Annotated in this window: 21 protein-coding genes and 1 pseudogene; 4 read left to right on the forward strand and 18 right to left on the reverse strand. The window is 70.1% G+C overall.

The annotated features are described in order from the left end of the window. Nucleotides 1–164: 164 nt before the first annotated feature. The gene (metH, locus tag ACFY2Q_RS20260) at nt 165–3,665 is read right to left on the reverse strand and encodes a methionine synthase (RefSeq protein ID WP_387132526.1); all 3,501 of its coding nucleotides are present in this window, start codon (nt 3,663–3,665) and stop codon (nt 165–167) included. A 278-nt stretch (nt 3,666–3,943) separates the two neighbouring features. Here metH and ACFY2Q_RS20265 point away from each other — a divergent pair, with 278 nt between their 5' ends. Together ACFY2Q_RS20265 and ACFY2Q_RS20270 are read left to right on the forward strand one after the other, a co-directional pair. Further along, nucleotides 3,944–4,813: a PAC2 family protein gene (locus ACFY2Q_RS20265; protein WP_387132374.1), complete on the forward strand. Its 870-nt coding sequence runs from the start codon at nt 3,944–3,946 to the stop codon at nt 4,811–4,813. A 145-nt stretch (nt 4,814–4,958) separates the two neighbouring features. Then, entirely contained in the window at nt 4,959–5,750 is a 792-nt protein-coding gene (locus tag ACFY2Q_RS20270; protein ID WP_387132528.1) for a GntR family transcriptional regulator, read from the forward strand. A 257-nt stretch (nt 5,751–6,007) separates the two neighbouring features. Here ACFY2Q_RS20270 and mshC read toward each other — a convergent pair whose 3' ends face one another. The 16 genes and pseudogenes from mshC to ACFY2Q_RS20350 all read right to left on the reverse strand — a co-directional run bounded on the left by mshC (nt 6,008) and on the right by ACFY2Q_RS20350 (nt 21,631). Continuing rightward, a complete protein-coding gene (mshC, locus tag ACFY2Q_RS20275) occupies nt 6,008–7,246 on the reverse strand; it encodes a cysteine--1-D-myo-inosityl 2-amino-2-deoxy-alpha-D-glucopyranoside ligase (protein ID WP_387132376.1) in 1,239 nt (412 codons plus the stop codon). Between the two features lie 66 nt (nt 7,247–7,312). After that, nucleotides 7,313–8,131 (reverse strand): SCO1664 family protein, encoded by an 819-nt coding sequence (locus ACFY2Q_RS20280; RefSeq protein ID WP_387132378.1) that lies wholly within the window; start codon nt 8,129–8,131, stop codon nt 7,313–7,315. Continuing rightward, nucleotides 8,128–8,712 (reverse strand): DUF3090 domain-containing protein, encoded by a 585-nt coding sequence (locus ACFY2Q_RS20285; protein WP_387132380.1) that lies wholly within the window; start codon nt 8,710–8,712, stop codon nt 8,128–8,130. The genes ACFY2Q_RS20280 and ACFY2Q_RS20285 overlap by 4 nt, the downstream gene beginning before the upstream one ends. A gap of 130 nt (nt 8,713–8,842) precedes the next feature. Then, nucleotides 8,843–9,547 (reverse strand): MSMEG_4193 family putative phosphomutase, encoded by a 705-nt coding sequence (locus ACFY2Q_RS20290; protein WP_387132382.1) that lies wholly within the window; start codon nt 9,545–9,547, stop codon nt 8,843–8,845. A 168-nt stretch (nt 9,548–9,715) separates the two neighbouring features. Continuing rightward, nucleotides 9,716–11,392: an ammonium transporter gene (amt, locus tag ACFY2Q_RS20295; RefSeq protein WP_387132384.1), complete on the reverse strand. Its 1,677-nt coding sequence runs from the start codon at nt 11,390–11,392 to the stop codon at nt 9,716–9,718. 26 nt (nt 11,393–11,418) lie between these two features. After that, complete coding sequence (gene yut / locus ACFY2Q_RS20300) at nt 11,419–12,444, reverse strand: urea transporter (protein ID WP_387132386.1); 1,026 nt, start codon at nt 12,442–12,444, stop codon at nt 11,419–11,421. A 17-nt stretch (nt 12,445–12,461) separates the two neighbouring features. Then, nucleotides 12,462–13,379, reverse strand: a complete 918-nt coding sequence (locus ACFY2Q_RS20305) for an urease accessory protein UreD (protein ID WP_387132388.1) — start codon at nt 13,377–13,379, stop codon at nt 12,462–12,464. Beyond that, a complete protein-coding gene (ureG, locus tag ACFY2Q_RS20310; protein WP_387132390.1) occupies nt 13,376–14,005 on the reverse strand; it encodes an urease accessory protein UreG in 630 nt (209 codons plus the stop codon). The genes ACFY2Q_RS20305 and ureG overlap by 4 nt, the downstream gene beginning before the upstream one ends. Nucleotides 14,006–14,056: 51 nt before the next feature. Beyond that, nucleotides 14,057–14,734: an urease accessory protein UreF gene (locus ACFY2Q_RS20315; RefSeq protein ID WP_387132392.1), complete on the reverse strand. Its 678-nt coding sequence runs from the start codon at nt 14,732–14,734 to the stop codon at nt 14,057–14,059. Between the two features lie 22 nt (nt 14,735–14,756). Next, a complete protein-coding gene (gene ureE / locus ACFY2Q_RS20320) occupies nt 14,757–15,320 on the reverse strand; it encodes an urease accessory protein UreE (protein WP_387132394.1) in 564 nt (187 codons plus the stop codon). Between the two features lie 63 nt (nt 15,321–15,383). Then, nucleotides 15,384–17,102: an urease subunit alpha gene (locus ACFY2Q_RS20325; protein WP_387132396.1), complete on the reverse strand. Its 1,719-nt coding sequence runs from the start codon at nt 17,100–17,102 to the stop codon at nt 15,384–15,386. Nucleotides 17,103–17,277: 175 nt separating this feature from the next. Next, nucleotides 17,278–17,613 (reverse strand): annotated as a pseudogene (locus ACFY2Q_RS20330) (urease subunit beta); the annotation flags it as partial. Nucleotides 17,614–17,655: 42 nt separating this feature from the next. Further along, nucleotides 17,656–17,958 carry an urease subunit gamma gene (locus ACFY2Q_RS20335; RefSeq protein ID WP_387132398.1) on the reverse strand — a complete coding sequence of 101 codons (303 nt, stop codon included), beginning with the start codon at nt 17,956–17,958 and terminating at the stop codon, nt 17,656–17,658. Between the two features lie 176 nt (nt 17,959–18,134). After that, on the reverse strand, nt 18,135–19,580 hold the full coding sequence (locus tag ACFY2Q_RS20340) for a sugar porter family MFS transporter (protein WP_387132400.1): 1,446 nt from the start codon (nt 19,578–19,580) through the stop codon (nt 18,135–18,137). Nucleotides 19,581–19,745: 165 nt separating this feature from the next. Next, complete coding sequence (locus tag ACFY2Q_RS20345; protein WP_387132402.1) at nt 19,746–20,582, reverse strand: undecaprenyl-diphosphate phosphatase; 837 nt, start codon at nt 20,580–20,582, stop codon at nt 19,746–19,748. Then, nucleotides 20,579–21,631 carry an LLM class F420-dependent oxidoreductase gene (locus ACFY2Q_RS20350; protein ID WP_387132404.1) on the reverse strand — a complete coding sequence of 351 codons (1,053 nt, stop codon included), beginning with the start codon at nt 21,629–21,631 and terminating at the stop codon, nt 20,579–20,581. The genes ACFY2Q_RS20345 and ACFY2Q_RS20350 overlap by 4 nt, the downstream gene beginning before the upstream one ends. 187 nt (nt 21,632–21,818) lie before the next feature. On the opposite strand from ACFY2Q_RS20350, the gene ACFY2Q_RS20355 reads away from it, so the two are divergent. Beyond that, nucleotides 21,819–22,790, forward strand: a complete 972-nt coding sequence (locus tag ACFY2Q_RS20355) for an aldo/keto reductase (RefSeq protein WP_387132406.1) — start codon at nt 21,819–21,821, stop codon at nt 22,788–22,790. 88 nt (nt 22,791–22,878) lie between these two features. Beyond that, nucleotides 22,879–23,070 carry a DUF5703 family protein gene (locus tag ACFY2Q_RS20360; protein ID WP_053655860.1) on the forward strand — a complete coding sequence of 64 codons (192 nt, stop codon included), beginning with the start codon at nt 22,879–22,881 and terminating at the stop codon, nt 23,068–23,070. Between the two features lie 196 nt (nt 23,071–23,266). Here the strand turns inward: ACFY2Q_RS20360 and ACFY2Q_RS20365 are convergent, their stop codons facing one another. Further along, on the reverse strand, nt 23,267–23,929 hold the full coding sequence (locus tag ACFY2Q_RS20365; protein ID WP_387132409.1) for a hypothetical protein: 663 nt from the start codon (nt 23,927–23,929) through the stop codon (nt 23,267–23,269). Between the last annotated feature and the right edge of the window lie 31 nt (nt 23,930–23,960).

A 23,960-nucleotide genomic window follows, 5' to 3' on the forward strand; every position in this document is an offset into this window, starting at 1 on the left:
CGGTCCCGTGATGGCGAGGTTCCGGCCCGTTGGTGTTAGCTAGCTTGAAGCCATCGTGGTAAGGGCAGGCCACCGGCCTACCGCTGACGGCCTGGAGACGGCATGATCATGGGTTCAGCGGCCTTGCGGGCGGCCTCAGGTGCAGGTCAGGACACCTGGTCCCGCTACTTGGCGTTGAAGTAGCTGGCCTCCGGGTGGTGGACCACGATCGCGTCGGTGGCCTGCTCCGGCATCAACTGGAACTCCTCGGACAGCTCCACACCGATCCGCTCGGACCCGAGCAGATCCACGATCTTCGCTCGGTCCTCCAGGTCGGGGCAGGCCGGGTAGCCGAACGCGTACCGGCAGCCCCGGTAGTCGTTGCGCAGGATGCCGGCCAGGTCCGTCGGGTCGTCGTGGCCCAGCGGACGACCGTCGGGCAGGGTCATCTCGCTGCGGATGCGCCGGTGCCAGTATTCGGCGAGAGCCTCGGTGAGCTGCACGGACAGGCCGTGCACCTCCAGGTAGTCGCGGTACTCGTTGCGGGCGAACAGCTTCGCCGCGTACTCGCTGACGGGTTGGCCGACGGTGACCAGTTGCAACGCGACCACATCGAGTTGGTCGCCCTTGGGCTTGAAGAAGTCGGCCAGGCAGAGCCGCCGCTCCTGGCGCTGCCGGGGGAACGAGAACCGGGCGCGCTCCGCGTGCCCGTTCTCGTCGAGCACCACCAGGTCATTGCCCTCGGAGTACGCCGGGAAGTAGCCGTAGACGACTGCCGCCTCCAGCACCTGATCGGAGATGAGGCGGTCCAGCCAGTAGCGCAGGCGCGGCCGGCCCTCGGTCTCCACCAGCTCCTCATAGGACGGACCGCTGCCGCCCCGGGCGCCGCGCAGCCCCCACTGCCCGAGGAAGGTTGCCCGCTCGTCGAGCAGCGCCGCGTAGTCGGACATCGGCACGCCCTTGACGACACGGGTGCCCAGGAACGGTGGGGTGGGCACGGGCACGTCGGCGGCCACGTCGGAGCGGACCGAGGAGTCGTGCAGCTCCGGCAGCGACTCGGAGACGACCGAGCGCTGCCGCTCCCGGCGCGCCCGCCGGGTCGCCAGGGCCGCCTCCCGCTCCGGGTCGATGACCGGGGCGCCGCCGCGCTTGGCGGTCATCACCCGGTCCATCAGGGACAGCCCTTCGAAGGCGTCCCGCGCGTAGTGGACCTGCCCGGGGTACATCGCGCGCAGGTCGTCCTCGACGTACGACCGGGTCAGCGCCGCCCCACCGAGCAGGACGGGCCAGCGCTCGGCGACCCCGCGCGTGGCCATCTCGGCGAGGTTTTCCTTCATGATGACAGTGCTCTTGACCAGCAGCCCGGACATGCCGATCGCGTCGGCGCGGTGCTGCTCGGCGGCGTCCAGGATCGCGCTGATCGGCTGCTTGATGCCGATGTTGACGACCTCGTAGCCGTTGTTGGACAGGATGATGTCGACAAGGTTCTTGCCGATGTCGTGGACGTCGCCGCGCACGGTCGCGAGGACGATGCGGCCCTTGCCGCCGTCGTCGGTGGTCTCCATGTGCGGCTCCAGGTACGCCACAGCGGTCTTCATCACCTCGGCGGACTGCAGCACGAACGGCAGCTGCATCTGCCCGGAGCCGAACAACTCGCCGACGACCTTCATCCCGTCGAGCAGGATGTCGTTGATGATCGACAGCGGGGCTCGGCCGCCGGCCATCGCCGTGTCCAGGTCGGCCTCCAGGCCGTTGCGCTCACCGTCGATGATCCGCCGCTTGAGCCGCTCGTCGAGCGGCAGCGCCGCCAACTCCTGCGCCCGGCTGGCCCGCGCGCTTGTCACGTCGACGCCCTCGAACAGCTCAAGGAAGCGCTGCACCGGGTCGTACCCCTCGCGGCGCCGGTCGTAGACCAGGTCCAGTGCGACCTCGCGCTGCTCGTCGGGGATCTTCGACATCGGCAGGATCTTGCTGGCGTGCACGATCGCCGAGGTCAGCCCGGCCTGCACGCACTCGTGCAGGAACACCGAGTTGAGCACCTGGCGGGCCGCCGGGTTGAGCCCGAACGAGATGTTCGAGATGCCGAGGGTGAAGTTGACCCCCGGGTAGCGGCGGGCAATCTCCCGGATCGCCTCGATCGTCTCGATGCCGTCGCGGCGGGTCTCCTCCTGACCGGTGGCGATCGGGAAGGTCAGCGCGTCGATGAGGATGTCGGACCGGTCCATGCCCCACCGGCCGGTCAGGTCGTCGATGAGCCGGCCCGCGACCCGGACCTTCCATTCCTGGGTACGCGCCTGCCCCTCCTCGTCGATGAGCAGCGCCACCACTGCCGCGCCGTGCTCGCGCACGACAGGCATCACCCGCGCGTACCGGGAGTCGGGGCCGTCGCCGTCCTCGAAGTTCACCGAGTTGACCACGCACCGGCCGCCGAGCATCTCCAGCCCGGCCTCGACGACGTTCGGCTCGGTGGAGTCCAGCATGATCGGCAACGTGGACGCGGTGGCGAACCGGCCGGCCAGCTCCCGCATGTCCTGCGTGCCGTCCCGGCCGACGTAGTCCACGCACAGGTCCAGCAGGTGCGAGCCGTCGCGCGCCTGACTGCGGGCGATCTCCACGCAGGCCCGCCAGTCAGCGGCAAGCATCGCCTCCCGGAACGCCTTGGAACCGTTGGCGTTGGTCCGCTCCCCCACCATCAGCACCGACGCGTCCTGCGCGAACGGCACCGGGTGGTAAACCGACGAGACACCCGCCTCGTGCTGGGGCTCTCGAGCCGGGGCGGTGACGCCGTGCAGCCGCTCGGCGAGCACCCGGATGTGCTCCGGGGTGGTGCCGCAGCAGCCGCCGACGAGCCCCACGCCGTACTCGGTGACGAACCGCTCCAACGCGTCCGCCAACTCCACGGGAGTGAGCGGGAAGTATGCCCCGTCGGCGGTCAGCACCGGCAGGCCGGCGTTCGGCATCACCGACAGGGGGATGCGGGAGTGCTGCGACAGGTATCGCAGGTGCTCGCTCATCTCGGCCGGGCCGGTGGAGCAGTTGAGCCCGATCAGGTCCACGCCGAGCGGCTCGATCGCGGCCAGCGCCGCGCCGATCTCGCTGCCGACAAGCATCGTGCCTGTCGTCTCCACGGCCACGTGACAGATGATCGGCACGGACTGGCCCAGCTCGGCCATCGCCCGCTTCGACCCGACCACCGCCGCCTTGACCTGGAGCAGATCCTGGCAGGTTTCGATGATCAGCGCGTCGGAGCCGCCGACGATCAGACCGGCCGCGTTTTCCTGGTACGCGTCGCGAAGTGTCGCGTAGTCGGCGTGGCCGAGAGTGGGCAGCTTGGTGCCCGGCCCGATCGAGCCCAGCACGTACCGGGGCCGCTGCGGGGTGCTCGCCGCGTCGGCTGCCTCCCGGGCGATCCGGGCACCCGCCTCGGACAACTCCCGAATGCGATGCGGGATGTCGTACTCGGCGAGATTGGCCAGGTTTGCGCCGAACGTGTTCGTCTCCACGCAGTCCGCGCCGACGGCCAGATAGGCGTCGTGCACCCCCCGCACCACGTCCGGCCGGGTGACGTTGAGGATCTCGTTGCACCCCTCCAGCCCGTCGAAGTCGTCGAGCGTGAGGTCCGCGGCCTGCAGCATCGTGCCCATCGCCCCATCGGTGATGAGGATCCGATTGGCCAGCACATCCATCAACGAAGTCCGCACCCGTTCAGGTTAGTGCTGCTACGGTCCTACCCGGCTACCCTCGGAGCCCGATCCCACATTGTGTCGGGCGAATCACCCTGTCCGATTCGGGATGATATGACCGTCCCCCGGCCGGACCGGACCGGCGCGGCCGACGGGCCGGGTCCCTGCCTGGCACGTAGGCTGGCGGACGTGAAGGACAACAGGGACTCCGCCGTGCACCACGGCCCGACGACCGGGCGCGGCCCCGGTGTCGGCCGCCACGAGCAGGGTGAGGTGACGGCGTGACCAAGTTCGACGGACTGCCGGTGCTGAGGTCCCCGGTGGCGATTGCCGCCTTCGAGGGCTGGAACGACGCCGCCGACGCGTCCACCGCGGCCGTCGAGCACCTGGAACAGGTCTGGAACGCGCGGCAGCTCGCCGAGCTGGACCCGGAGGACTTCTACGACTTCCAGGTCAGCCGGCCCACCATCACGATGGCCGACGGGGAGACCCGGCGGGTGGAGTGGCCGACGACCCGGTTCATGGTGGCCAGCCCGGAGGGCACCGACCGTGACGTGGTGCTGATCCGCGGCATCGAGCCGAGCATGCGCTGGCGGACGTTCTGCGAGCAGGTGTTGGAAATCTGTCACAGCCTCGAGGTGGAACGGGTGGTGCTGCTCGGCGCGTTGCTTGCCGACGTGCCGTACACCCGGCCGTTGCCGATCAGCGGCAGCGCCTCCGACGCGCAGGCCGCCGAGCGCTACCAGCTCACGCCCACCCGATACGACGGGCCGACCGGAATTGTCGGGGTGCTGCACGACGCGTGCACCCGCGCCGAGGTCGACGCCGTCTCGTTCTGGGTGCACGTGCCGCACTACGCCAACAACCCGCCCTGCCCCAAGGCCACCCTCGCCCTGCTGCACCGCGTCGAGGAGGTCGTCGACCTGCCGGTGCCGATGGCCGACCTGGCCGAGGAGTCCGCCGAGTGGGAGCAGCGGGTGCGCAGCGCCGCCGAGCAGGACGCCGAACTCGGCGAGTACGTCCGCGAGCTGGAGGAACGGGTCGGCGACGAGGGCATCACCCCGTTGACAGGTGACGAGATCGCCCAGGAGTTCGAGAAGTACCTGCGGCGCCGAGGCGGCTCGGCCGGCCCCACCGCCGGCTCCTGGTAACACCTCCCTCCCGTTGGGTGCGGGCCTCGGACTTTCGAGTCCGGGGCCCGTACTCGTTCTCGCGGTCCTGTTTCGCGTGTCTGGGGTGGCGGCGTCACGCCCGCTAGGGCATCCTAGGAACCTAGCTGTGATCAAGGAGGCGGATGTGCAGATCAACCCCGGGGCCGCCGAGTTCCCCCACCGGCAGATCGCCGCGCAGCTCAAGGCCCAGGTCCGCCGCGGCGACTGGGCGCCGGGCGAGAGACTGCCATCCATCCCGGCCATCGCCGAGATGTTCGGCGTCGCCAAGCAGACCGCGCAACGCGCCGTCGACCAGCTGCGGGTCGAGGGCATCCTGATCACCAAACCCGGCTCCGGTACGTACGTCCGGGGCACCCGGCGCCGACTCAACAGGCTCTCCCGAGGCCGGTACGGCGGTTTCCGCGGCTATCACACCGACCTGGCCGCCCGATACCGCCAGCAACTCGTCTCGGTAAGCCGCGCCCCCGCCCCCGCCGAGGTCGCCGACGCGTTCGGAGTGCCCGACGGCACCGACCTGCTCTGCCGCCGCCACCTCGTACGCACCGACGACTCCCCCGTCGAGGTAGGCGCCTCCTGGTTCCTGCCCACCGACACCGCCGGCACCTCGCTGGAGCGCACCGAGGCGTTCGGGCGCCCGCTCTACCAGGAAGCCGAGGAAGCCACCGGGCGGCGCTACGTCTCGGCCACCGACACGATAAGCGCCCGGCAGCCCAGCCGCGAGGAGGCCGAAACGCTCCAGATCCGGCCCGACACTCCGGTGCTGCACCTGCTGCACGTCGCCTACGACGGGCACCGCAAGCCGATCGAGGTCGCCCAAGCCACCTGGCCCGGCCCCATGACCACCCTCACCGAGGAGTACAAGATCCCCGCCCCAACCCCAGACCCCGACCCCAACCCGGGCCTGGTCCTCGGCTGAGTTCCCCGCCCTATCCCGCCCCGGAACCCGCCCCGCCCCCGGGATTCCGGGTCCACGCGTCGACGCTCCCGCGATCTTGCAGTTTCTGCCCTCACAAAAGGGGCGGAGCAGTCCATACCGGCGACCGAAAGTGCAAGATCGACGGGGCGATGTGCGGACGGAGCATGGGGAGGCAGGGCGAGCAAGACAGGGGCAGGCGGAACGAGCGCAGCGGGGCGGGGCCAGGCGGAACGGGCGGAGCAGGCGGGGGCGGGGGTTTAGAGGCGGATGCCTAGGAGGGCGTCCACCGTGTTCGCGAAGAGGGCCGGGGCGGCCGGGTCATCTGTGGCGCCGGCGAGGGTCGCGTCGGCCCAGCGGTCGGCCACCGCCAGGGCGCCGGGGGTGTCGAGGTCGTCGGCGAGGCGCTCGCGTACCCCGGCCAGCAGTTCGGCCCCCGACGGGCCGGCGGGTGCGGCGGCGGCCTGCCGCCAGCGGGCCAGGCGGTCCTGGGCGACGGTCAGCACGTCGTTGGTCCAGGTGCGGTCGCTGCGGTAGTGCCCGGAGATCAGCGCCAACCGGATCGCCATCGGGTCGACCTTGTCGGCGCGCAGCCGGGACACGAAGACCAGGTTGCCGCGGGACTTCGACATCTTCTCGCCGTCCAGGCCGATCATGCCGGCGTGTACGTAGTGCTGGGCGAACGGCGCCTGGCCGGTGAGCCGCTCGGCGTGCGCGGCGGACGCCTCGTGGTGCGGGAACAGCAGGTCGTTGCCGCCGCCCTGCACGTCGATCGTGTCACCGAGGAGGTTCAACGCGATGACAGCGCACTCGATGTGCCAGCCCGGGCGGCCCGGCCCCAATTCGCCGCCGGGCCAGGACGGCTCACCCTCGCGGGCGCCGCGCCACAGCAGCGGGTCCAGCGGGTCGCGCTTGCCGGCCCGGTCCGGGTCGCCGCCGTTGATCGGGAAGATCTCCAGCATCTGCTCGCGGGTCAGGTTCGACTCGTAGCCGAACCGGCCGGTGGCGGAGATGTCGAAGTAGATGTCGCCGGTGCCGTCGTCGAGCCGGTAGCCGGCCCCGTCCTTGACCAGCACCTCGACCTTGTCGGCGATCTCCGGGATCGACTCGACGGCGCCCACGTAGTGGTCGGGCGGGATGATCCGCAGCGCCTCCATGTCCTCCCGGAACAGCGCCGTCTCGCGCATCGCCAGGACCACCCAGTCCTCGCCGTCGCGGTCGGCCCGCTCCAGCAGCGGATCGTCGATGTCGGTGACGTTCTGTACATAGCGCACGGGACGGCCGGCGTCGCGCCACATCCGCTGTACGAGGTCGAACGTGATCATGGTGGCGGCGTGGCCGAGGTGGGTGGCGTCGTACGGGGTGATGCCGCAGACGTACATGCTGCCCGCGTCGACCGGCTCGCTCGGGTGGATACCCTGCCGTGCCGAGTCGTACAACGCCAGCGGCTCGCCCCTGTCAGGCAGCCGTGGCACCTCGTGTCCCGCCCAAGACTCCATGGCCTCAGCCTAGCTATGCCAGCGGGACGCTCGTGCCGCCCTACCAGTGATCAAGATGACAGCGGGTCACATGGGTGGCCAGGGCACGGCCGGCCAGTCCTCGGGCGGCTGCGGGAACCGCCCGGTCTCCCGCAGACCGTCGATGCGCGCGGCCAACTCGGCGATCTCGCTGATGGTCAGGTGGTCGGCCAACTCCGCGCCGAGATCCCCGGCGACCTGCCCGGCCAGCCCGTCCAGCATCTCCACGGCATCCGGTGGCAGCTGCCGGCCGGCCCAGCCCCACAGCACCGTGCGCAGCTTGGCCTCGACGTGGAAGCTCACCCCGTGGTCCACGCCGTAGATCCGGTCGTCCGCGCCGACAAGCACGTGACCGCCTTTACGGTCCGCATTGTTGATCACCGCGTCGAGCACCGCGAGGCGGGCCAGTCGTGGGTCGTTGGCGTGAGCGAGGGCGTACGCGGCGCCGTCGTCGTCGCGGGCCGCCGCGATCGGGAACCAGCGCGGCGGCAGCTCGTCGGCGGGCACGAACCCGACGAGCGGCTCGGCGTCCTCCGGCTCGTCGATCCAGAGCTGGCAGGAGCCCGGGCCGAACGGGCCGTCCCGCAGCACCGTGGGCGGCACCAGATCCCAGCCGGTGGCCCGGGAGACCAGGTACGCCGACACCTCCCGGCCGGCCAGGGTGCCGTCCGGGAAGTCCCACAGCGGGCGCTCGCCGCGGATCGGCTTGTAGACGCAGCGGGCCGTGGCGCCGTCGAGGGTCAGGATGCCGCGCAGTGTCGTGTTCGACGCGTCGACGAGCCGCCCCTCCAGGTCGAGCGTGCCGTCGCGCAGCAGGCGCAGCGCGGCATCGCCGTCCTGGCGGGGTTGCACGTCGGACGAGGTCACCGGTGGTAACCGTTGTGCCGCGGGCACAGGTGCCCGGCGGGATCCAACGGTTGGCCGCACAGCGGGCACGGCGGCCGGCCCGCGTTGACCACGCGCCGGGCCCGCTCGATGAACTGGCGGGTGGCCTGCGGGGTGAGCCGGACCCGGAGGCGGTCCAGGTCCTCGTCCGGCTCGTCGTCATCGTCGTCGTCGTCGGAGTCGTCGTCCTCGTCGCCCAACTCGACCTCGGGCTCCACCTCGCCGGCGGCGATCGCCTCGATCACCACCGTCGCGGTGTCCACGTCGAAGGCCAGCCCGAGCGTCCCGACCCGGAACTCCTCGTCGACAGGCGTGTCCAGTGGCTCGTTGTCGCCCACCACCGGCGCCAGCTCGGGCAGGTCCACCCCGAAGCGGCGCTGCGCCTCGGTGAGCAGCTCTTCCAGCTTCTCGGCGAGCAGGGACACCTGGACCTTCTCCAGCGCGACGCTTACCAGCCTGCCGCCGCCCCGGGCCTGCAGGAAGAACGTGCGCTCCCCCGGCGGCCCGACAGTCCCGGCGACGAACCGCTCCGGCGGTTCGAAGGCGTGCACCTGGTGGGTCATACCCACGACCCTATCCGGCCCGTCATCGCGTCGCGCACCCCACCGACCCGAATCGCCGCAGGGGCGGCGCGCCCGGCGTACGAGGGGTTGCAGCCGGGCGTGGCGGCCACGCGGGCACTCGTGACGCGGCTCACGGGGTCCCGCCGGCCCCGCCGCCGACGGCGGCGTCCGAGTCGGCCGCGCGGGTCGCCCGCCGGCGCCGTTTGCGCGGCGGCGGCACCAGCGCGGTCAGGTCGCCGCCGGTGTCGTTGAGCCGCACCACGAACGGCCGCAGCGGCGTGAAACGGATCGCGGTCACCGACGCCGGGTCGGCCACGATCCGCTGAAAAAGATCCAGGTGTACGCCGAGCGCGTCCGCCACGATCGCCTTGATCACGTCGCCGTGGCTGCACGCCAACCAGACCGCCTCGGGCCCGTGCTCGGCGCTGACCCGGGCGTCCCACGAGCGCACCGCCGCCACGGCACGCGCCGCCATCGCCGCCATCGCCTCGCCGTCGGGGAAGACCGCGGCGCTCGGGCGCTGCTGGACAACCGGCCAGAGCGGCTCCTTGGCGAGCTTCTTGAGCGGCTGCCCCTCCCAACTGCCGTAGTCGCACTCGATCAACCCCGGCTCCACAGTCGGGGTGGCCTGCGGCAGCGCCAACTCCAGGGTCTGCCGGCAGCGGATCAGCGGGCTGGTCACCACCGCCGCGAGCGGCACCGCCCGCAGTCGTTCGCCGACGGCGGTCGCCTGGGCCCGGCCCGTGTCGTCCAGTTCGACGGGCTGGTGGCCGGCCAGCCCACCGTCCGCGTTCGCGGTGGTCCGGCCGTGTCGCAGAAGCAGAAGGGTCGCCACGGGATCACCCTATGACCTGCTCACGACCGAGGATGTCGCAGGCATCCTCGGTCGTGAGCGAGGGCATCGACGGTCGCCGAGCCGTCACGGCCGGGACGAGCCGATCATGGTCGAGCGTGGCGGGGCGGGCCTGGCCGGCGCGCGGTGCGACGCCGGCCCGGGTGCCGGTCAGCGCACGTCCGTCGCGGGCTGGACGTCCTGCACGAAGCTGTCCGACCGGTCGGCGCCGTACTGGCCGAGCACGTCCAACACGGCCGGCACCGCGTCGCGCTCCACAAGGATCTCGACCCGGGCGCGGTCCAGGAGGTCCTGGTCCAGCCAGTACCCCCGGGGCAGCGCGCGGGCGGCGGGATGGGCGGTCGAGACTGTGGCGTCGGAGACGACGATGGAGGTGGCGCCCGCGCCGAGCAGTGCTTCGCGGAGCTCCCGGGTGGTCGGCAGTCGCGCCGGGTCCACAGTCGCGGTGACGAGTCGGACCTGCTGCGGCGTCTGGCCGGGTCGGGTGGGCCGGGCGGGCGGGGCGGTGGGGCGGTCGTGTCGTTCCCGGCGCCGCTCGGGCGCGCCCGTGCCGTTGAGGCCGGCGACGCCGCCCAGGTGGTAGGCCTCGGTGCCCTGCTGGGCGTGGTCGAGGTTGTCCTGGGTGTCGGCCGGGGCACGTAGGCCGATGACCGACTGCACGCCGGCGGCGATCAGCCAACTGAGCACGAACGAGAAGATCACCACGCAGACCACTCCGGCGAACTGGTGCCAGAGCAGGGATCCGCCGCCGCCGAAGAAGATGCCGTCCTTGCCGAGCGGGTTGGTGCCGCTGTTGCCGAAGAAGCCGACGAGCAGTGAGCCGAGCATGCCGCCGACGAAGTGGACCGCGAGGACGTCGAGCGCGTCGTCGAGCCGCAGCAGGTACTTCAACCGCAGCGCGGTGTGGCAGACGATGCCGGCGATCGCGCCGATGGCGATTGCGGACAGCGTGTTGACGTACCCGGCGGCGGGTGTGATTGTCGCGAGGCCCGCGACGGCCCCGGAGACGCCGCCCACGACGGTGCTGTGGCCGTCCTTGGCGCGCTCCGCGACCAGCCAGACGAGCATGCCTGCGGCGGCCGCGAGGTGAGTGTTGATCACCGCTTGGGCGGCCACACCGTTGGCCTGGAGTCCGTCGCCGCCGTTGAAGCCGAACCACCCGAACCAGAGGATGCCGGCACCGAGGATGGTCAGCGGGATCGAGTTGGGCGGTGCGGCCGTGTGTGGCCAGCCCCGGCGGCGTCCGACGACAAGCAGGGTGGCCAGGACGGCGGCGCCCGCCGAGGCGTGCACCACCATGCCGCCGGCCCAATCCTGGGTGCCGAACCGGGCCAGCCAGCCGTCGGGGTGCCAGAGCCAGTGGGCGATCGGCGCGTAGACCACGATGGACCAGATGGCGATGAACACCACCCAGCCGAGGAACTTCAGCCGGCCGGCGGTGGCGCCGGTGACGAGCGCGGGTGTGATCACCGCGAACATCATCTGGTACGCCACGAACGCCAGGGTGGGAATGGTCACCTGACCGGCGACCACGTGCAGGTGGGGTGCGGGCGGCACCCGCAGGTCGGTGAGCCCGAAGAGTTCGAAGTTGCCGAGGAGGCCGCTGCCGGCGTCGTCACCGAAGGCGATCGTGTATCCCACAAGCACCCAGGTCAGACTGACGACGCCGAGGGCGATCATGTTCTGCTGGAGCATGGCGAGCACGTTGCGGGTGCGGACCATCCCGCCGTAGAAGACGGCCAGGCCGGGGGTCATGAACAGCACCAGGCCCGTGCAGACGAGCACCCAGGCGGTGTCGCCCGAGTTCACCGCTTCCTGAGCGAGCATGGGAGCTCACCTCTCCTCTCGGTACGTCAGACGGTGTGTCGCACCGCGGTGACGACGGACTCCTTGACGCGTTCGTGGTTGGGCACCGGCGCGAAGTGCCGCTTGGGCAGCAGCAGCAACCAGGTGGCGATGTTGAACGGCCCGGTCAGCACCGGGATGCCCAGCGGTGTGAGGACTGTGGCCAGGGCGAGTTGGACGAAGAGGGTGAGCGCGATTCCGAAGAGCGTGTAGACAGTCACGAGCGCGCCGGGTCGGTGCAGCACCGCGCCCACGGCGATCGCCGTCAGCACCGCGTTGAAGCCGAACAGACCCTTGTCCAGGGAAGCCGCGTCGGCGCCGAACCAGAGCGCCAGCAGTGTCGCGCCGACGGCGCCGATCACCGCGAAGAGGGCCGACCAACGGGAGTTGATCAGCAGCGCGATCAGGATGATCAACCCGGTGACCCAGCTGTTGATCAGGAAGACCTGGGACACCCCGCGCAGGAAGGTGGGGATCAGGTCCCAGTCGAAGCGACCACCGGTCAGCTGCCCCTCGCCAGGGAACATCGGCTTCAGGTTGGTGAGCACTGTGAACCTGTCGAACTGGTACGCGGCCATCAGCAGCACCCAGGTGGTCAGCACGAACGGCATGGTGAAGGCGGTAAGCCCCCACGTCTTGAAGATCGTGTTCAGGGCCAGTGTGACCACTGTCGTGGCGATCGCGCCGAGCACCAGATAGAGCCACATCAGCGGCCTGTCGTCCAGGAACGTCGGCACCGCGATGCCGGTCAGGAACGGGCTGAAGCCGAACAGTCCCTTGCGCAGCGAGGCGTTGTCGACCTGGAGGACGACTGCCGTGGCCGTGCCGACGAGCAGACCGACGACCCCTCCCCCGAAGACCCGTGGTTGCCCGCTGTCGATGGCACCCCAGGCGACCGCGACGAGGATCAGCAGGCCGGTGAGCGGGTTGTTCTGCAGGACGACCTGCGCGGGGCCACGCAGGCAGGCGTCGACGAACCCGACCAACGGGTTGTGGTCGGCGAGCCTGTCCCAGCCCTGCACCACTGCGGTCACGACGTTCTCCCTCTCCGTCAACGCCAGCTGAACGCCGGCGGGAAGGTCCTGCCGGTCACCTCTTCCCGCGCGGCCACGCAGAAGGCGCGTACCGCTGCGCGAACCGGCTCGGTCTCCTGCCCCAGGACCTTGAATACGAGCCCCGCGTCGTTCGGCAGCCGGCTGACAGCGCTGGCCAGTGGGGTCTGCTCGTCCCAGAGCGGGGTCGAGGTCCGCTCGAAGACGCGGGCGGCCCGCTCGGGGCTGGTGAGCAGCACGACGTTGCCGAAGATGTGGAAGCGGTCCATCACGCCGACCCGTGCCACCGGGTTCTGCCCGGGGGTCACCACGAACTTCTCGACGAACAGTTGCCGCCCGTCGGGGCGCTCCGCGCGCAGCGAGGAGGAGAAGAGGTCGTAGGCGAACAGTTCGCCGTCGCGGTAGTACTTGCGGCCCGGTTGCAGGATCTCGCCGTAGAGCATTGTGGCGCTCTCCGGCAGCCGCACCCGGGTGTCGGTGGCGAACCGGCTGGCCCGGTACGGGATCACCGGCTCCGGGAGGTATTCGAGGTAGGTGTCCTCGGCCAGGGTGAACGTGTGGGTCTGCGAGCCGTAGTTCGCGTCCATCTCCTGGATCTTGGTGGCGGACTGGGTTACCAGGTGCGCCTGGCTGCCGGGGGCGAGGGTCACGTCCATGTGCAGGCGGTCGCCCTGGAGCACACCGCCGGAGGTGGTAAGGATCATGACGCAGGGCAGCTGCGGCATCTCCTCGTCCCAGTAGAGCGCCCGCTGGACCAGCAGCGGTGACTGCCGGTAGAGGTCGTGCAGGATCGTCCGATCGCCGCGCCGCTCGAAGCCGAGGCGCAGCACACCGACCTTGCCGTTGGACGCCGCGGGCAGCTGGGCCGGTTGGTCCTGGTACGGCGCCAGCTCCCGAGCATTGTCCAATGTGGTCATGCGACCACTTCGGCGTCGAACAGCGCGTTGCGCCGGATCAGCGAGACCAGCTCGTCGACACCCTCGCCCGTCTTGCAGTTGGTGAACACGACAGGCTTGCCGTTGCGCATCATCTCGGCGTCGCGTGCCATGACGCCGAGGTCGGCGTCCACGTAGGGCGCGAGATCGGTCTTGTTGATCACGAGGATGTCGGACTTGGAGATCCCCGGGCCGTTCTTGCGCGGAATCTTGTCACCGGCGGCCACGTCGATGACGTAGATGAAGAAGTCGACAAGGGCGGGGCTGAACGTCAGCGTGAGGTTGTCCCCACCGCTCTCGATGAGCACCACATCGCTGTCGGGGAACCGGGACTCCATGTCCTCCACGGCGGCCAGGTTCATGCTCGGGTCCTCCCGCACCGCCGTGTGCGGGCAGGCCCCGGTCTCCACACCGATGATCCGCTCCTCGACCAGGACCCCGGTCAGCGCCCGCCGGACGTGCTTCGCGTCCTCAGTGGTGACCACGTCGTTGGTGATCACCAGTATTCGCAGCCCGTTCTCCACGAGCCGCGGCACGACAGTTTCGATGATCGCGGTCTTGCCGCTGCCCACCGGGCCGCCGACGCCGATACGACTTGCCGACTTCATGTTGTGTCCTGTCCTTCTCGGTACGGTTCTTGGTTCCGGCAAATGCGGGGTTCAGCTCATGAACATCCGCACGTGGATGTGCTGGTGCGCGGCGGCCAGGACGTCGAGGTGCGGCCCGAAGGTCTGCATGTCGTCCAGCTCCGCGGTGCGTACGTCGCGGTAGTCGTCGGTGACCTTCTCGTTGACCGCGAAGAGGATCGACTGCGCGTCGATATGGTCGACCCGCATCAGCCGGATCGCGGCGCTGAGCACCGTCGACGCCGCGCCGTACTGGTGGGCCGCGAAGGCGTCCTCCTCGGGCACCCCGAGATCGGCGAAGATCACGCCGAGCGCGACCGGGTAGGTGACGGGCGTGCCGCTCGCCGACTCACCGAGCCGCTTCTTGAGCAGCGTCTCACCGACGATCCGGGTCGCGGCCTCGGCCAGCTTGCGCCCCATCCGCACGGACATCGTCCGCATCTCTTCGTTGATCTTGCGCTGGTGGACGGCTTCGTCCGCGCACCGGATCCGGTCGAGGTCCCCGGCCAGGGCGGCCCGGTGCCCGACGAGCAGGGCGACACCGTCCCCGGTGGCGGCGAGCCGGGTGACCGTCCGGACGTAGTCCTGAAGGGTCGTCCGGTCGTGCACGACACCGTGCTCGACGGCCATCTCCAGCCCACTGGAGAAGGAGAAGGCGCCGACCGGGAAGACCGAGTCGCCGAACTGCAACAGCTTCAGGGTTTCGCCCATCGTCCGCACCGTCCCGCCCCGCTCAGTTGAGGTCGGCGGGGAGATGGGAGTGCGGCGTCGAGTCGGCGCCACCGAACAACCGCCGCGACTCGTGCGGCGCGAGGTACGCGATGACCTCGGTGCCGGGGACGAACTCGTGGGTGATGCCGGTGAACGCGTGGGTGCGCATCACCGAGTCCATGACCTTGCGGTCCACTGTCAGCGGGACGTACATCTTGGTGCCCTTGACCACCGCCGGCCAGTGCTGGTTGCCGATCGCGTGACCGAGTTCGACTGCCGAGCGGATGAGCAGCTCCGCCGACTCGCCGCGCAACTTGTCGAGGTGCACCACCATCACCTCGCCCAACTGCACACGGGCTACCACAGCTGTGGCGCTCAGGTCGTCCCAGGCCAGGACGTCGCCGTCGCGCAGCCGGACGCCCCGCGCCAGCGAGACCGACAGCTCGGCCCCGGAACTTGTCATCTTGCGGATGCGGCTCTTCTGGGCGTCCCACTGGTCGAGGACCAGGTCGTCGATGCGCGCTTCCTTCAGCCGCAGCATCCAGTCCGGCTCGTTCATGTTGCCCAGCACCGTCTCGACGAGCACGGGCCTCTCCTTTCCGTTGGTACGCCGCAGCCGCGCACGGCGATGCGGGCGTGCGGGGGAATGTCAGCTGAAGAAGTAGAGCTGGCTCATCGGCAGGGTCCGGGCCGGCGGCACTGTCGCGTGCACGCCGTCCATCGTCACCGCGAAGGTCTCCGGGTCGACCTCGAGCTTGGGGGTGCGGTCGTTGCGGACCATGTCCCGCTTGGTGAGGCTCCGGGTCCGGTACACAGGGATGACCTGCCGTTGCAGGCCCAGCTCTTCGGCGACGCCGGCCTCGTGGGCGGCCCGGGACACGAATGTCACGCAGTTGCGGGCGAGCTGGCTGCCCATCGCGCCGAAGGACGGCCGGTAGTAGACCGGCTGGGGTGTCGGCAGCGAGGCGTTCGGGTCGCCCATGATCGACCAGGCGATCATGCCGCCCTTGAGGACCATCTTGGGCTTCGTGCCGAAGAAGGCCGGCTCCCAGAGCACCAGGTCGGCCATCTTGCCCGGCGTCACCGAGCCGACGACGTGCGAGATCCCCTGGGTGATCGCCGGGTTGATGGTCATCTTGGCGACGTACCGCAGCACCCGGAAGTTGTCGTTGGCGCTGGAGTCCTCGGCGAGCTTGCCGCGCACGGCCTTCATCTGCCCGGCGAGCTGGATGGACCGCAGCCAGGTCTCGCCGACGCGTCCCATGGCCTGCGAGTCGCTCTGCATCATCGAGATGACGCCCTCGTCGAGCAGGACGTCCTCGGCCGCGATCGTCTCGGTCCGGATCCGGCTCTCGACGAATGCCACGTCCGAGGGGACCTGCGGGTTGAAGTTGTGACAAACCATGATCATGTCGTACAGCTCTGCCTGGCTGTTGATGCCGTACGGCACCGTCGGCGTTGTCGAGCTGGGCAGCACGTTCATCTGGCTGGCGATCTTGATGACATCCGGCGCGTGCCCACCGCCGGCGCCCTCGGTGTGGAAGGTGTGGATGGTCCGGCCCTCGAACGCGGCGACGCTGTCCTCCAGGTAGCCGCTCTCGTTGAGGGTGTCCGTGTGGATGCTCACCTGCACGTCGAACTCGTCGGCGACGTCCAGGCAGGCGCGGATCACCGCGGGCGGCGCACCCCAGTCCTCGTGGATCTTGAAGCTCGGCGCGCCGGCCATGATCTGCTCCACGAGCGGCGCCCGGCCGGTGCTGTTGCCCCGGGCCATCAGGCCGATGTTGACAGGGATGTTCTCGAAGGCCCGCATCATCGCCTGGATGTTCCACGGACCGGGGGTGATGGTGACGCCGTTGGTGCTGTCCGTCGGCCCCGTGCCGCCACCCCAGAGGGTCGTCACGCCGTTGCTCAGGGCCGCCTGCGCCTGGAACGGCGTCACCAGGTGCACGTGCGCGTCGATGCCGCCGGCGGTCAGGATGAGGTGCTCGCCGGAGATGGCCTCGGTGCCCGGCCCGGTGATCAACTCGGGGGTGACCCCGTCCATTGTGTTCGGGTTGCCGGCCTTGCCGATGCCGGCGATCTTGCCGTTCTTGACACCGACGTCGGCCTTGACCACCCCGAGGACCGCGTCGACGATCGTCACGTTCGTGATGACCAGGTCCAGGCCGCCCTCGGCGTTCGTGTACTGGTTGTGCACGCCCATGCCGTCGCGCAGCGTCTTGCCGCCGCCGTACATCACCTCGTCGCCGAGGACCCGCAGGTCCTTCTCGATCTCGATGTGCAGGTCGGTGTCGCCGAGCCTGATCTGGTCGCCCGTCGTGGGGCCGAACATCCCGGAATACTCTTGCCGCGAAATCTGGCTCATCGAATCATCTCTCCTGCCCGAGGCTGGCAGCCCTGCGGGGATAGTCGCTCTGCTATTTCTTGCCCTTGGAGTTGTCCTGCTGCTCCGGGCCGAACTTGAAGCCCCGAGTCTTGGCGTTGTGGATCGCCTCGGTCCGGTCCGGTCGATAGCTCGGCGCCGACTGGCTGCCCGTCCACCCCTGCACCAGGCCGTTGAACCCGTACACGCGCTGCAACCCGCCATACGGAATGAGCTGCACAGTCTTCTTGTCACCCGGCTCGAAGCGGATGGACGTCGTGGCCGGAATGTTCAGCCGCTTGCCGAAAGCCGCCTCGCGGTCGAACGCGAGCATCCGGTTGGTCTCGAAGAAATGGAAGTGCGAGCCGATCTGGATCGGCCGGTCACCGGTGTTCTGGACGACGATCTCCGTGACTGGCCGACCCGCGTTCAACTCCAACGGTTGGTCGCTGAGGATGTAGCCGCCGATGGGTCGGAGGTGCTTTGAGTTGGGTCCGGGATGCTGCTTGGTCATTTCTGCTCCGCCTTCCTGGAGACCGCGTCTGCGCTGCTGCGCCTATCGGATCGGTGAGTGCACGGTGACCAGCCGCGAGCCGTCGGTGAACACGGCCTCGACCTGGATCATGGGCAACATGTCCGGCACGCCGGGCATCACGTCGTCGGCACTGAGAGTGCTGCGGGCGTCGTTCATGACCTCTTCGACGGTCTTGCCATCCCGGGCGCCCTCCAGGGCGGCGGCGCAGATCACCGCGACGGCCTCGGGGTGGTTGAGCTTGACCCCCCTGGCCTTCCGGGCATTGGCGACGACTGCCATCGAGAGGATCGTCAGCTTGTCGAATTCCCTTGGTGTCAGATGCACTGTCCTGGTCCTTCACGACTGTCGGTCGGGGCGCCGCCGTCCCGCCGAACGGACTCGCCATCGGGTGAGCGCCAACGCTCGACCCTAATAGGACGCTTTGTCCTACAGATCCGTTTTGGGCGGCTTCAGCTCGAACGTACGCCTCGTCGCTGCGTCGCGGGTCAGAAGCCCACGAATCAGCGCGACCCGCCGTCGGCACGATGCGGGCGACGGGCCCGATCGTCGGTCTGCCACACCTGCTGGATCTGCTCGAGGGTCTTGCCCTTCGTCTCCGGCAGGTAGCGCCACACGAACAGGAACCCGAGCACGCAGGTGCCGGCGAAGAGCGCGAACACGCCCGACCGCCCCAGAGCGTCGAGCATGCTCAGGAAGAACTGCGTGATGAGGTACTCCGAACCCCAGTGCGTGGCCGAGGCGATCGCCACGCACCGGCCCCGGATGCGGCCCGGGAAGATCTCGTTGATGACCGTCCAGGCGACGGGGCCGATCGACATCGCGTAGAACGCCACGAACATGACCACACCCACGAGCAGGAAGATGCCCGCGTCGGTGGGATGGTGCCCTGTCGCTCCGGCGGTCTGCGCCCCCGGGGCCATCTTCGCGAAGCTGACGCTCACCACGACGAGCGACACCGCCATGCCCAGCAGCCCGACCAGCAGCAACGGCCGTCGACCGAGCCGATCCAGGAAGGCGACCGCGACAAGCGTGAAGAGCGAGTCGACCCCGCCGATCGCCCAGGTGGTGGCGGCCAGTTGCGCCTGCGGGGTGTGGAACCCGGCGGCCGAGAAGATCGAGTCAGCGTAGTAGATGATCCCGTTGATCCCGGTGAGCTGCTGGAACAGCGCCAGGCCCACACCCAGCGCCAACGGACGCCGCCACTGCGGCGAGAGCACCTCCCGCCAACCCGCCTGACCGGCCGCGAGGCTCTTCTCGATGGCCTCCAGCCGGTGGGGCACCTTCTGCGCCGGCACTGTCGCCGCCAACGACGCCTCCGCCCGGCGTCTGTCCCCCCGCCCGAAGTACCAGACGGCCGAGTCGGGGATCACCGTGGTCACCAGGGCCAGGGCCACACCCAGCAACACCGCCGCCGCCAGCAGATAACGCCACGAGTTGCCCGCCTCGAACAGTTCGTCGGCCAGATAGCCGATGAAGATGGCGAACGTGGTGGAGAACTGGTAGACCGCGAGCAGACTGCCCCGGATCCGTTCCGGCGCCGCCTCCGCCGCGTACATCGGCCCGGCCACCGAGGCCACGCCGATGCCGAGACCGAGGATCAGCCGCGCACCGAACATGACCCCGATCACCGGCGCGGACGCCTGCGCGATGGTGCCCACCGCGAACGTGGCGGCGGCGACCCACAACGCCCCCCGGCGACCGATCCGGTCCGCCAGGTGACCACCGACCAGGGCGCCCACAAGCGCGCCGGGGGTCACCCAACTCGCCGCCACCTCGACGGCGAAGGTGTCGGCGTCGAAGGTCTGCCGGATGTCGCGCAGAGCTCCGCTGATGACGCCCTGGTCGTAGCCGAAGAACGCGCCGGAGAACACGACGATCGAGAGGACCGCGACGAGGTTGCGTCTCGGCGGCCTCCCCCGCCCGCGCTTCGCGCCGCTGGCGGTCACGGTCGCCCCTCTCCCGCGAGCTGACGGCACGTCTCGCCCGAGACGTCGCCCCGACAGGGAAAGACTAGGTGCGCTCTGAGCGGCTTATCCGAAATGCGGAGAATGTACGACGCCGGCCTCCGAACCCCACTGCGGGGTCGGAGGCCGGCGGGAGCGCGGAGGGGATCAGGTGGCGCTTACCGTGCCCGTCATCAGCAGCGCGAGAACCAGGGTGCCCAGCGCGACCCGGTACAGCACGAAGACGTACAGGGTGTGGTGCGCGACATAGCGCAGCAGCCAGGCGATGGCCGCGTACCCGATGCCGAAGGCGATCACCGTGGCCACGATCATCTGCGCCACGGACGGCGTGGAGGTGCCCGGCGCGGACGGCTCGAAGACGTCCCCGAGGCTGAACACCCCCGACATCACCACCGCCGGAATGGCAAGCAGGAACGAGTACCGCGCCGCCGCCTCCCGGGTCAGGTTGAGCAGCAGACCGGCGGTGAGCGTGCCGCCCGAGCGGGACACCCCGGGGATCAGCGCCATGGCCTGGGCGAAACCCATCACCACGCCGTCCTTCATCCGGAAGTTCTCCAGTGTGCGGGTCTGCCGCCCCCAGTACTCGGCGAACGCCAACACGAACGCGAAAACGATGAGCGTGGTCGCCACCACCCACAGGTTGCGCCCGGCCGTCTTGATCTGATCCTTGAAGACGAACCCGAACAGCCCGATCGGGATCGAACCGACGATGACGTACCAGCCCATCCGGTAGTCGAGGCTGGACCGGACCGACTTGTCCCTGATCCCGACCAGCCAGGTCCGGGTGATCCGCCAGATGTCCTTGGCGAAGTAGATCAGCACGGCCGCCTCGGTGCCGAGCTGGGTGACCGCCGTGAACGACGCCCCGGCGTCACGGTCGAAGAAGATCGCCGAGGTGATCCGCAGATGCCCCGACGAACTGACCGGCAGGAACTCGGTCAGCCCCTGGACGATGCCCAGGACGATGGCCTCGACCCAGGTCACTCCCCGACTCCCGAAAGGTCGAACGCCTCGGCGACGGTCCGCAGGGTCTGCACCCCGGAGTCCCGATCGGCCACGAACAGGCTCACGGACAGCGTCGTCACCCCGGACGCGGCGTACTCGCGCATCCGCTCGGCGATGCGCTCCTTCGGACCGAGCAGCGAGGTGCGGTCGATGAACTCCATAGGCACCGCGGCGGCCGCGTCCCGCTGCCGCTTGGCCAGGTAGAGGTCCTGCACCTCGCGGGCGGCGTCGCCGTAGCCCATCCGGGTCGCGAGCTGGTTGTAGAAGTTCTGCTTGCGGCTGCCCATCCCGCCGACGTAGAGCGCGGCGTACCAGCGCACCAACTCGGCGCAGGACGCCACATCGTCACCGATCACCACCGGCACGGACGGCACCACGTCGAAGCCGGCCAACTCCTTGCCGACCTTGGCCCGCCCGGCGGCGACCGAGGCGAGGTGCTCCTCGGCGTACTCCGGGGCGTAGAACACGGCCAGCCAGCCGTCGGCGATCTCGCCGGCCAACTCCAGGTTCTTGGGGCCGACGGCGGCCAGATAGATCGGGATGTGCTCGCGGGGCGGGTGGAAGCTCAACCGCAACGCCTTGCCGGGGCCGTCGGGCAGCGGCAGCGTGTAGTGCTCGCCGTCGTACGCCACCTCCTTGCGGGCGATGGCCAACTTGACGATGTCGACGAACTCGCGGGTGCGGGCCAGCGGCTTGGCGAAGCGCACCCCGTGCCAACCCTCGGAGACCTGCGGCCCGGACACGCCGAGGCCGAGCCGGAACCGGCCGCCGGAGAGCGCGTCGATCGTGGCGGCCGTCATCGCGGTGGCCGCCGGCGTACGCGCGGGGATCTGCATCACCGCGGCGCCCACGTCGATCCGTTCGGTCTGACCGGCCATCCAGGCGAGCATGCTTGGCGAATCGGAGCCGTAGGCCTCCGCCGCCCACACCACCGAGAAGCCGAGCCGGTCCGCTTCCTGGGCAAGTGCCAGGTGATCGGCTGGTGTGCTCCACGCTGTCTGGTATCCGAGGCTTAGCCCGAGTCGCACTGGTCCTCCCCCATCCGTGGCACAGGTCGCACCAGGTTACGCAATGCCGCAATCGGGTCTCATCACCGGCTCACCGCCAATGATCCCTCGCCGGTAGAGGCACCCGCCGCAGGCGGAACCGGCAGAACCGGCAGAGTTGACGGGAGCGAGGATATCCGTGGCGGCAGGTTCGAAATAAGGTTCACCCATGCAACAGCGACCGCTCGGCCGAAGCGGGCTGGCGGTTTCCCGGCTCGCGCTCGGCACCATGACCTGGGGCCGGGACACCGACGCCGACGATGCGGCCGCCCAGCTGAAGAGTTACCTGGACGCGGGCGGCAACCTGATCGACACCGCCGACGTGTACGGCGACGGCGACGCCGAGTCGGTGATCGGGTCGCTGCTGGGCAGCCTCGTCCCCCGCGACGAGCTGTTGATCGCCACCAAGGCCGGGTTGCGCCCCGGCAGCGGGCGCCGCCGCGACGGCTCCCGGGGCCACCTGCTGCGCACCCTGGACGCGTCGCTGCGACGGCTCGGCACCGACCACGTCGACCTGTTTCAGGTGCACGGGTACGACCCGGACACCCCGCTGGAGGAGACCCTTGCCGCGCTGGACCACGCGGTCGCCAGCGGCAAGGTCCGCTACGTCGGGGTGTCGAACTTCTCCGGCTGGCAGACCGCACGGGCCGCCGCCTGGCAGACCGCCTGGCCGGGTCGCGCGCCGGTGGTCGCCGCCCAGGTGGAGTACTCACTGCTGGAGCGGGGCGTGGAACGCGAGGTGCTGCCGGCGTGCGGCGCGCTCGGCCTCGGCGTGCTGCCCTGGTCGCCGCTGGGCCGGGGCGTGCTCACCGGGAAATACCGGCACGGCCGTCCGGCCGACTCCCGGGCCGCCTCGCCGCACTTCGAGCGGTTCGTGGCGACGTACCTGGAGCCACGGTGCTCAAGCATCGTGGAGGCGGTGGCGACCGCTGCCGCCGGGCTGGGAGTCTCGCCGCTGGAGGTGGCGCTGGCCTGGATCCGGGATCGGCCCGGGGTGACCGCCCCGATCCTCGGTGCCCGGACGGTCGGGCAACTGCTCGGCGCGCTCCAGGTGGAGCGGATCACCCTGCCCGAGGAGATCACCACGGCGCTCGACGACGTCTCCGCCGTACCGGTGGGCTACCCGGAGCGCGACGGCTGACCCGTCGAGCGCCGCCCGGCCGCGGCAGCGGCGTCGGTCACCCCTGAGGGGGTGGCGAACAGCCGCTGGGCTGGGCAGCATGGGTGGCATGGACTACGAATACGCGCCGCTGCGGCTGCCGCCGAACGTCGACCGGTTGACCGCCGCGGCGCAGTTGGCGATCCAGGCGGAGTTCTCGGGATGGGAGTTGGCCCGGGTGCGGCTGTTCCGCGATGGGACGCGGCAGGTGGTGCTGCGCCGTCGGCGGGTCAACCAGCCGCAGCCGGGCCTGTCGTACTGACGCGTTCGCGGGAGCGATCGGCGGACGCACGGGCCCGGCGGCAACGAACGACCACCGCCCTCATCCGCGTGATTCCGCTCCGGCATCACGATGCCGGAGCGGAATCACGCCATGGAGGTGCCCTGCCCGGACGCTGCCGCGCGGCCGGCCCGCCGACAGGCAGGCCGACCGCATCCCGGCGTCGGGGATCGCTCGTCTAGTGCTGGTGCCCGGCGTGGTCGTGGTCGTCGTCCAGCTCCAGGAACGGGTGCTCGTCGAGTCGACCGACAAGCCGGTCGTCGGCCGCCGGCTGGAACGGGCCGACCGCGTCGTCGTCGTCGAACGACTCCAGGTCGACAGGTGTGCCCACCTCGCTGACCATGACCACGCCGTCGAGGGGCTCCAACTCGGGCACGTCGAGCGCGCCCAGCGAGCCGTCGCCGCTCTGGAGCAGCTCCAGCACCGCCTCGCCGACACCCTCCACCGGCGCCGGCTCGTCGTCCTCCGGGGTGCCCTCGCGGCGGGCCGCCTCGGCGGCGCGCAGCAGCGCGGAGACGCTCGGCACCCGGTAGTCGCGGCGCTGGCGCACCGAGATCACGCGGGGGTGCGGGTCGCTGGCCTCGGCGCCGTCGCCGCCGGCGAAACGCTCGTCGGCCTCGTCCGGGTCGATCGAGTCGACGTCCCACGGCGTCACCTCGCCGAACGCGTCGAGCAACTGCTCGTCGTAGGCGAAGGACGCGTTGTTCAACGCCACGTACGCCTGCCAGACGTCGTCGTCGTCGACGCGGCCCTGCGCGGCGCGTACGGCGGCCAGGTGGTGGCGGGCCGCTTCGATCACGCGCTCGAGAGCGGCGTCCAGCTCACCGTGCTGGTCGGTCATGTGGGGCAGTCCCTTCCGATGGGGTGGTAAC

Origin of the sequence: Micromonospora sp. NPDC000316 (genome assembly GCF_042898885.1) — a bacterium.
Lineage (GTDB): Bacteria > Actinomycetota > Actinomycetes > Mycobacteriales > Micromonosporaceae > Micromonospora.

What these genes read in the sequence shown, in the direction of transcription:
- ACFY2Q_RS20325 (WP_387132396.1), bottom strand. Translation starts at nt 17,102, where the DNA reads ATGAGCCAGATTTCGCGGCAAGAGTATTCCGGGATGTTCGGCCCCACG.
- ACFY2Q_RS20285 (WP_387132380.1), bottom strand. Translation starts at nt 8,712, where the DNA reads ATGACCCACCAGGTGCACGCCTTCGAACCGCCGGAGCGGTTCGTCGCC.
- ACFY2Q_RS20360 (WP_053655860.1), top strand. Translation starts at nt 22,879, where the DNA reads ATGGACTACGAATACGCGCCGCTGCGGCTGCCGCCGAACGTCGACCGG.
- ACFY2Q_RS20305 (WP_387132388.1), bottom strand. Translation starts at nt 13,379, where the DNA reads ATGACCACATTGGACAATGCTCGGGAGCTGGCGCCGTACCAGGACCAA.
- ACFY2Q_RS20355 (WP_387132406.1), top strand. Translation starts at nt 21,819, where the DNA reads ATGCAACAGCGACCGCTCGGCCGAAGCGGGCTGGCGGTTTCCCGGCTC.
- metH (WP_387132526.1), bottom strand. Translation starts at nt 3,665, where the DNA reads ATGGATGTGCTGGCCAATCGGATCCTCATCACCGATGGGGCGATGGGC.
- ACFY2Q_RS20365 (WP_387132409.1), bottom strand. Translation starts at nt 23,929, where the DNA reads ATGACCGACCAGCACGGTGAGCTGGACGCCGCTCTCGAGCGCGTGATC.
- mshC (WP_387132376.1), bottom strand. Translation starts at nt 7,246, where the DNA reads ATGGAGTCTTGGGCGGGACACGAGGTGCCACGGCTGCCTGACAGGGGC.
- ACFY2Q_RS20315 (WP_387132392.1), bottom strand. Translation starts at nt 14,734, where the DNA reads ATGGGCGAAACCCTGAAGCTGTTGCAGTTCGGCGACTCGGTCTTCCCG.
- ureG (WP_387132390.1), bottom strand. Translation starts at nt 14,005, where the DNA reads ATGAAGTCGGCAAGTCGTATCGGCGTCGGCGGCCCGGTGGGCAGCGGC.
- amt (WP_387132384.1), bottom strand. Translation starts at nt 11,392, where the DNA reads ATGCTCGCTCAGGAAGCGGTGAACTCGGGCGACACCGCCTGGGTGCTC.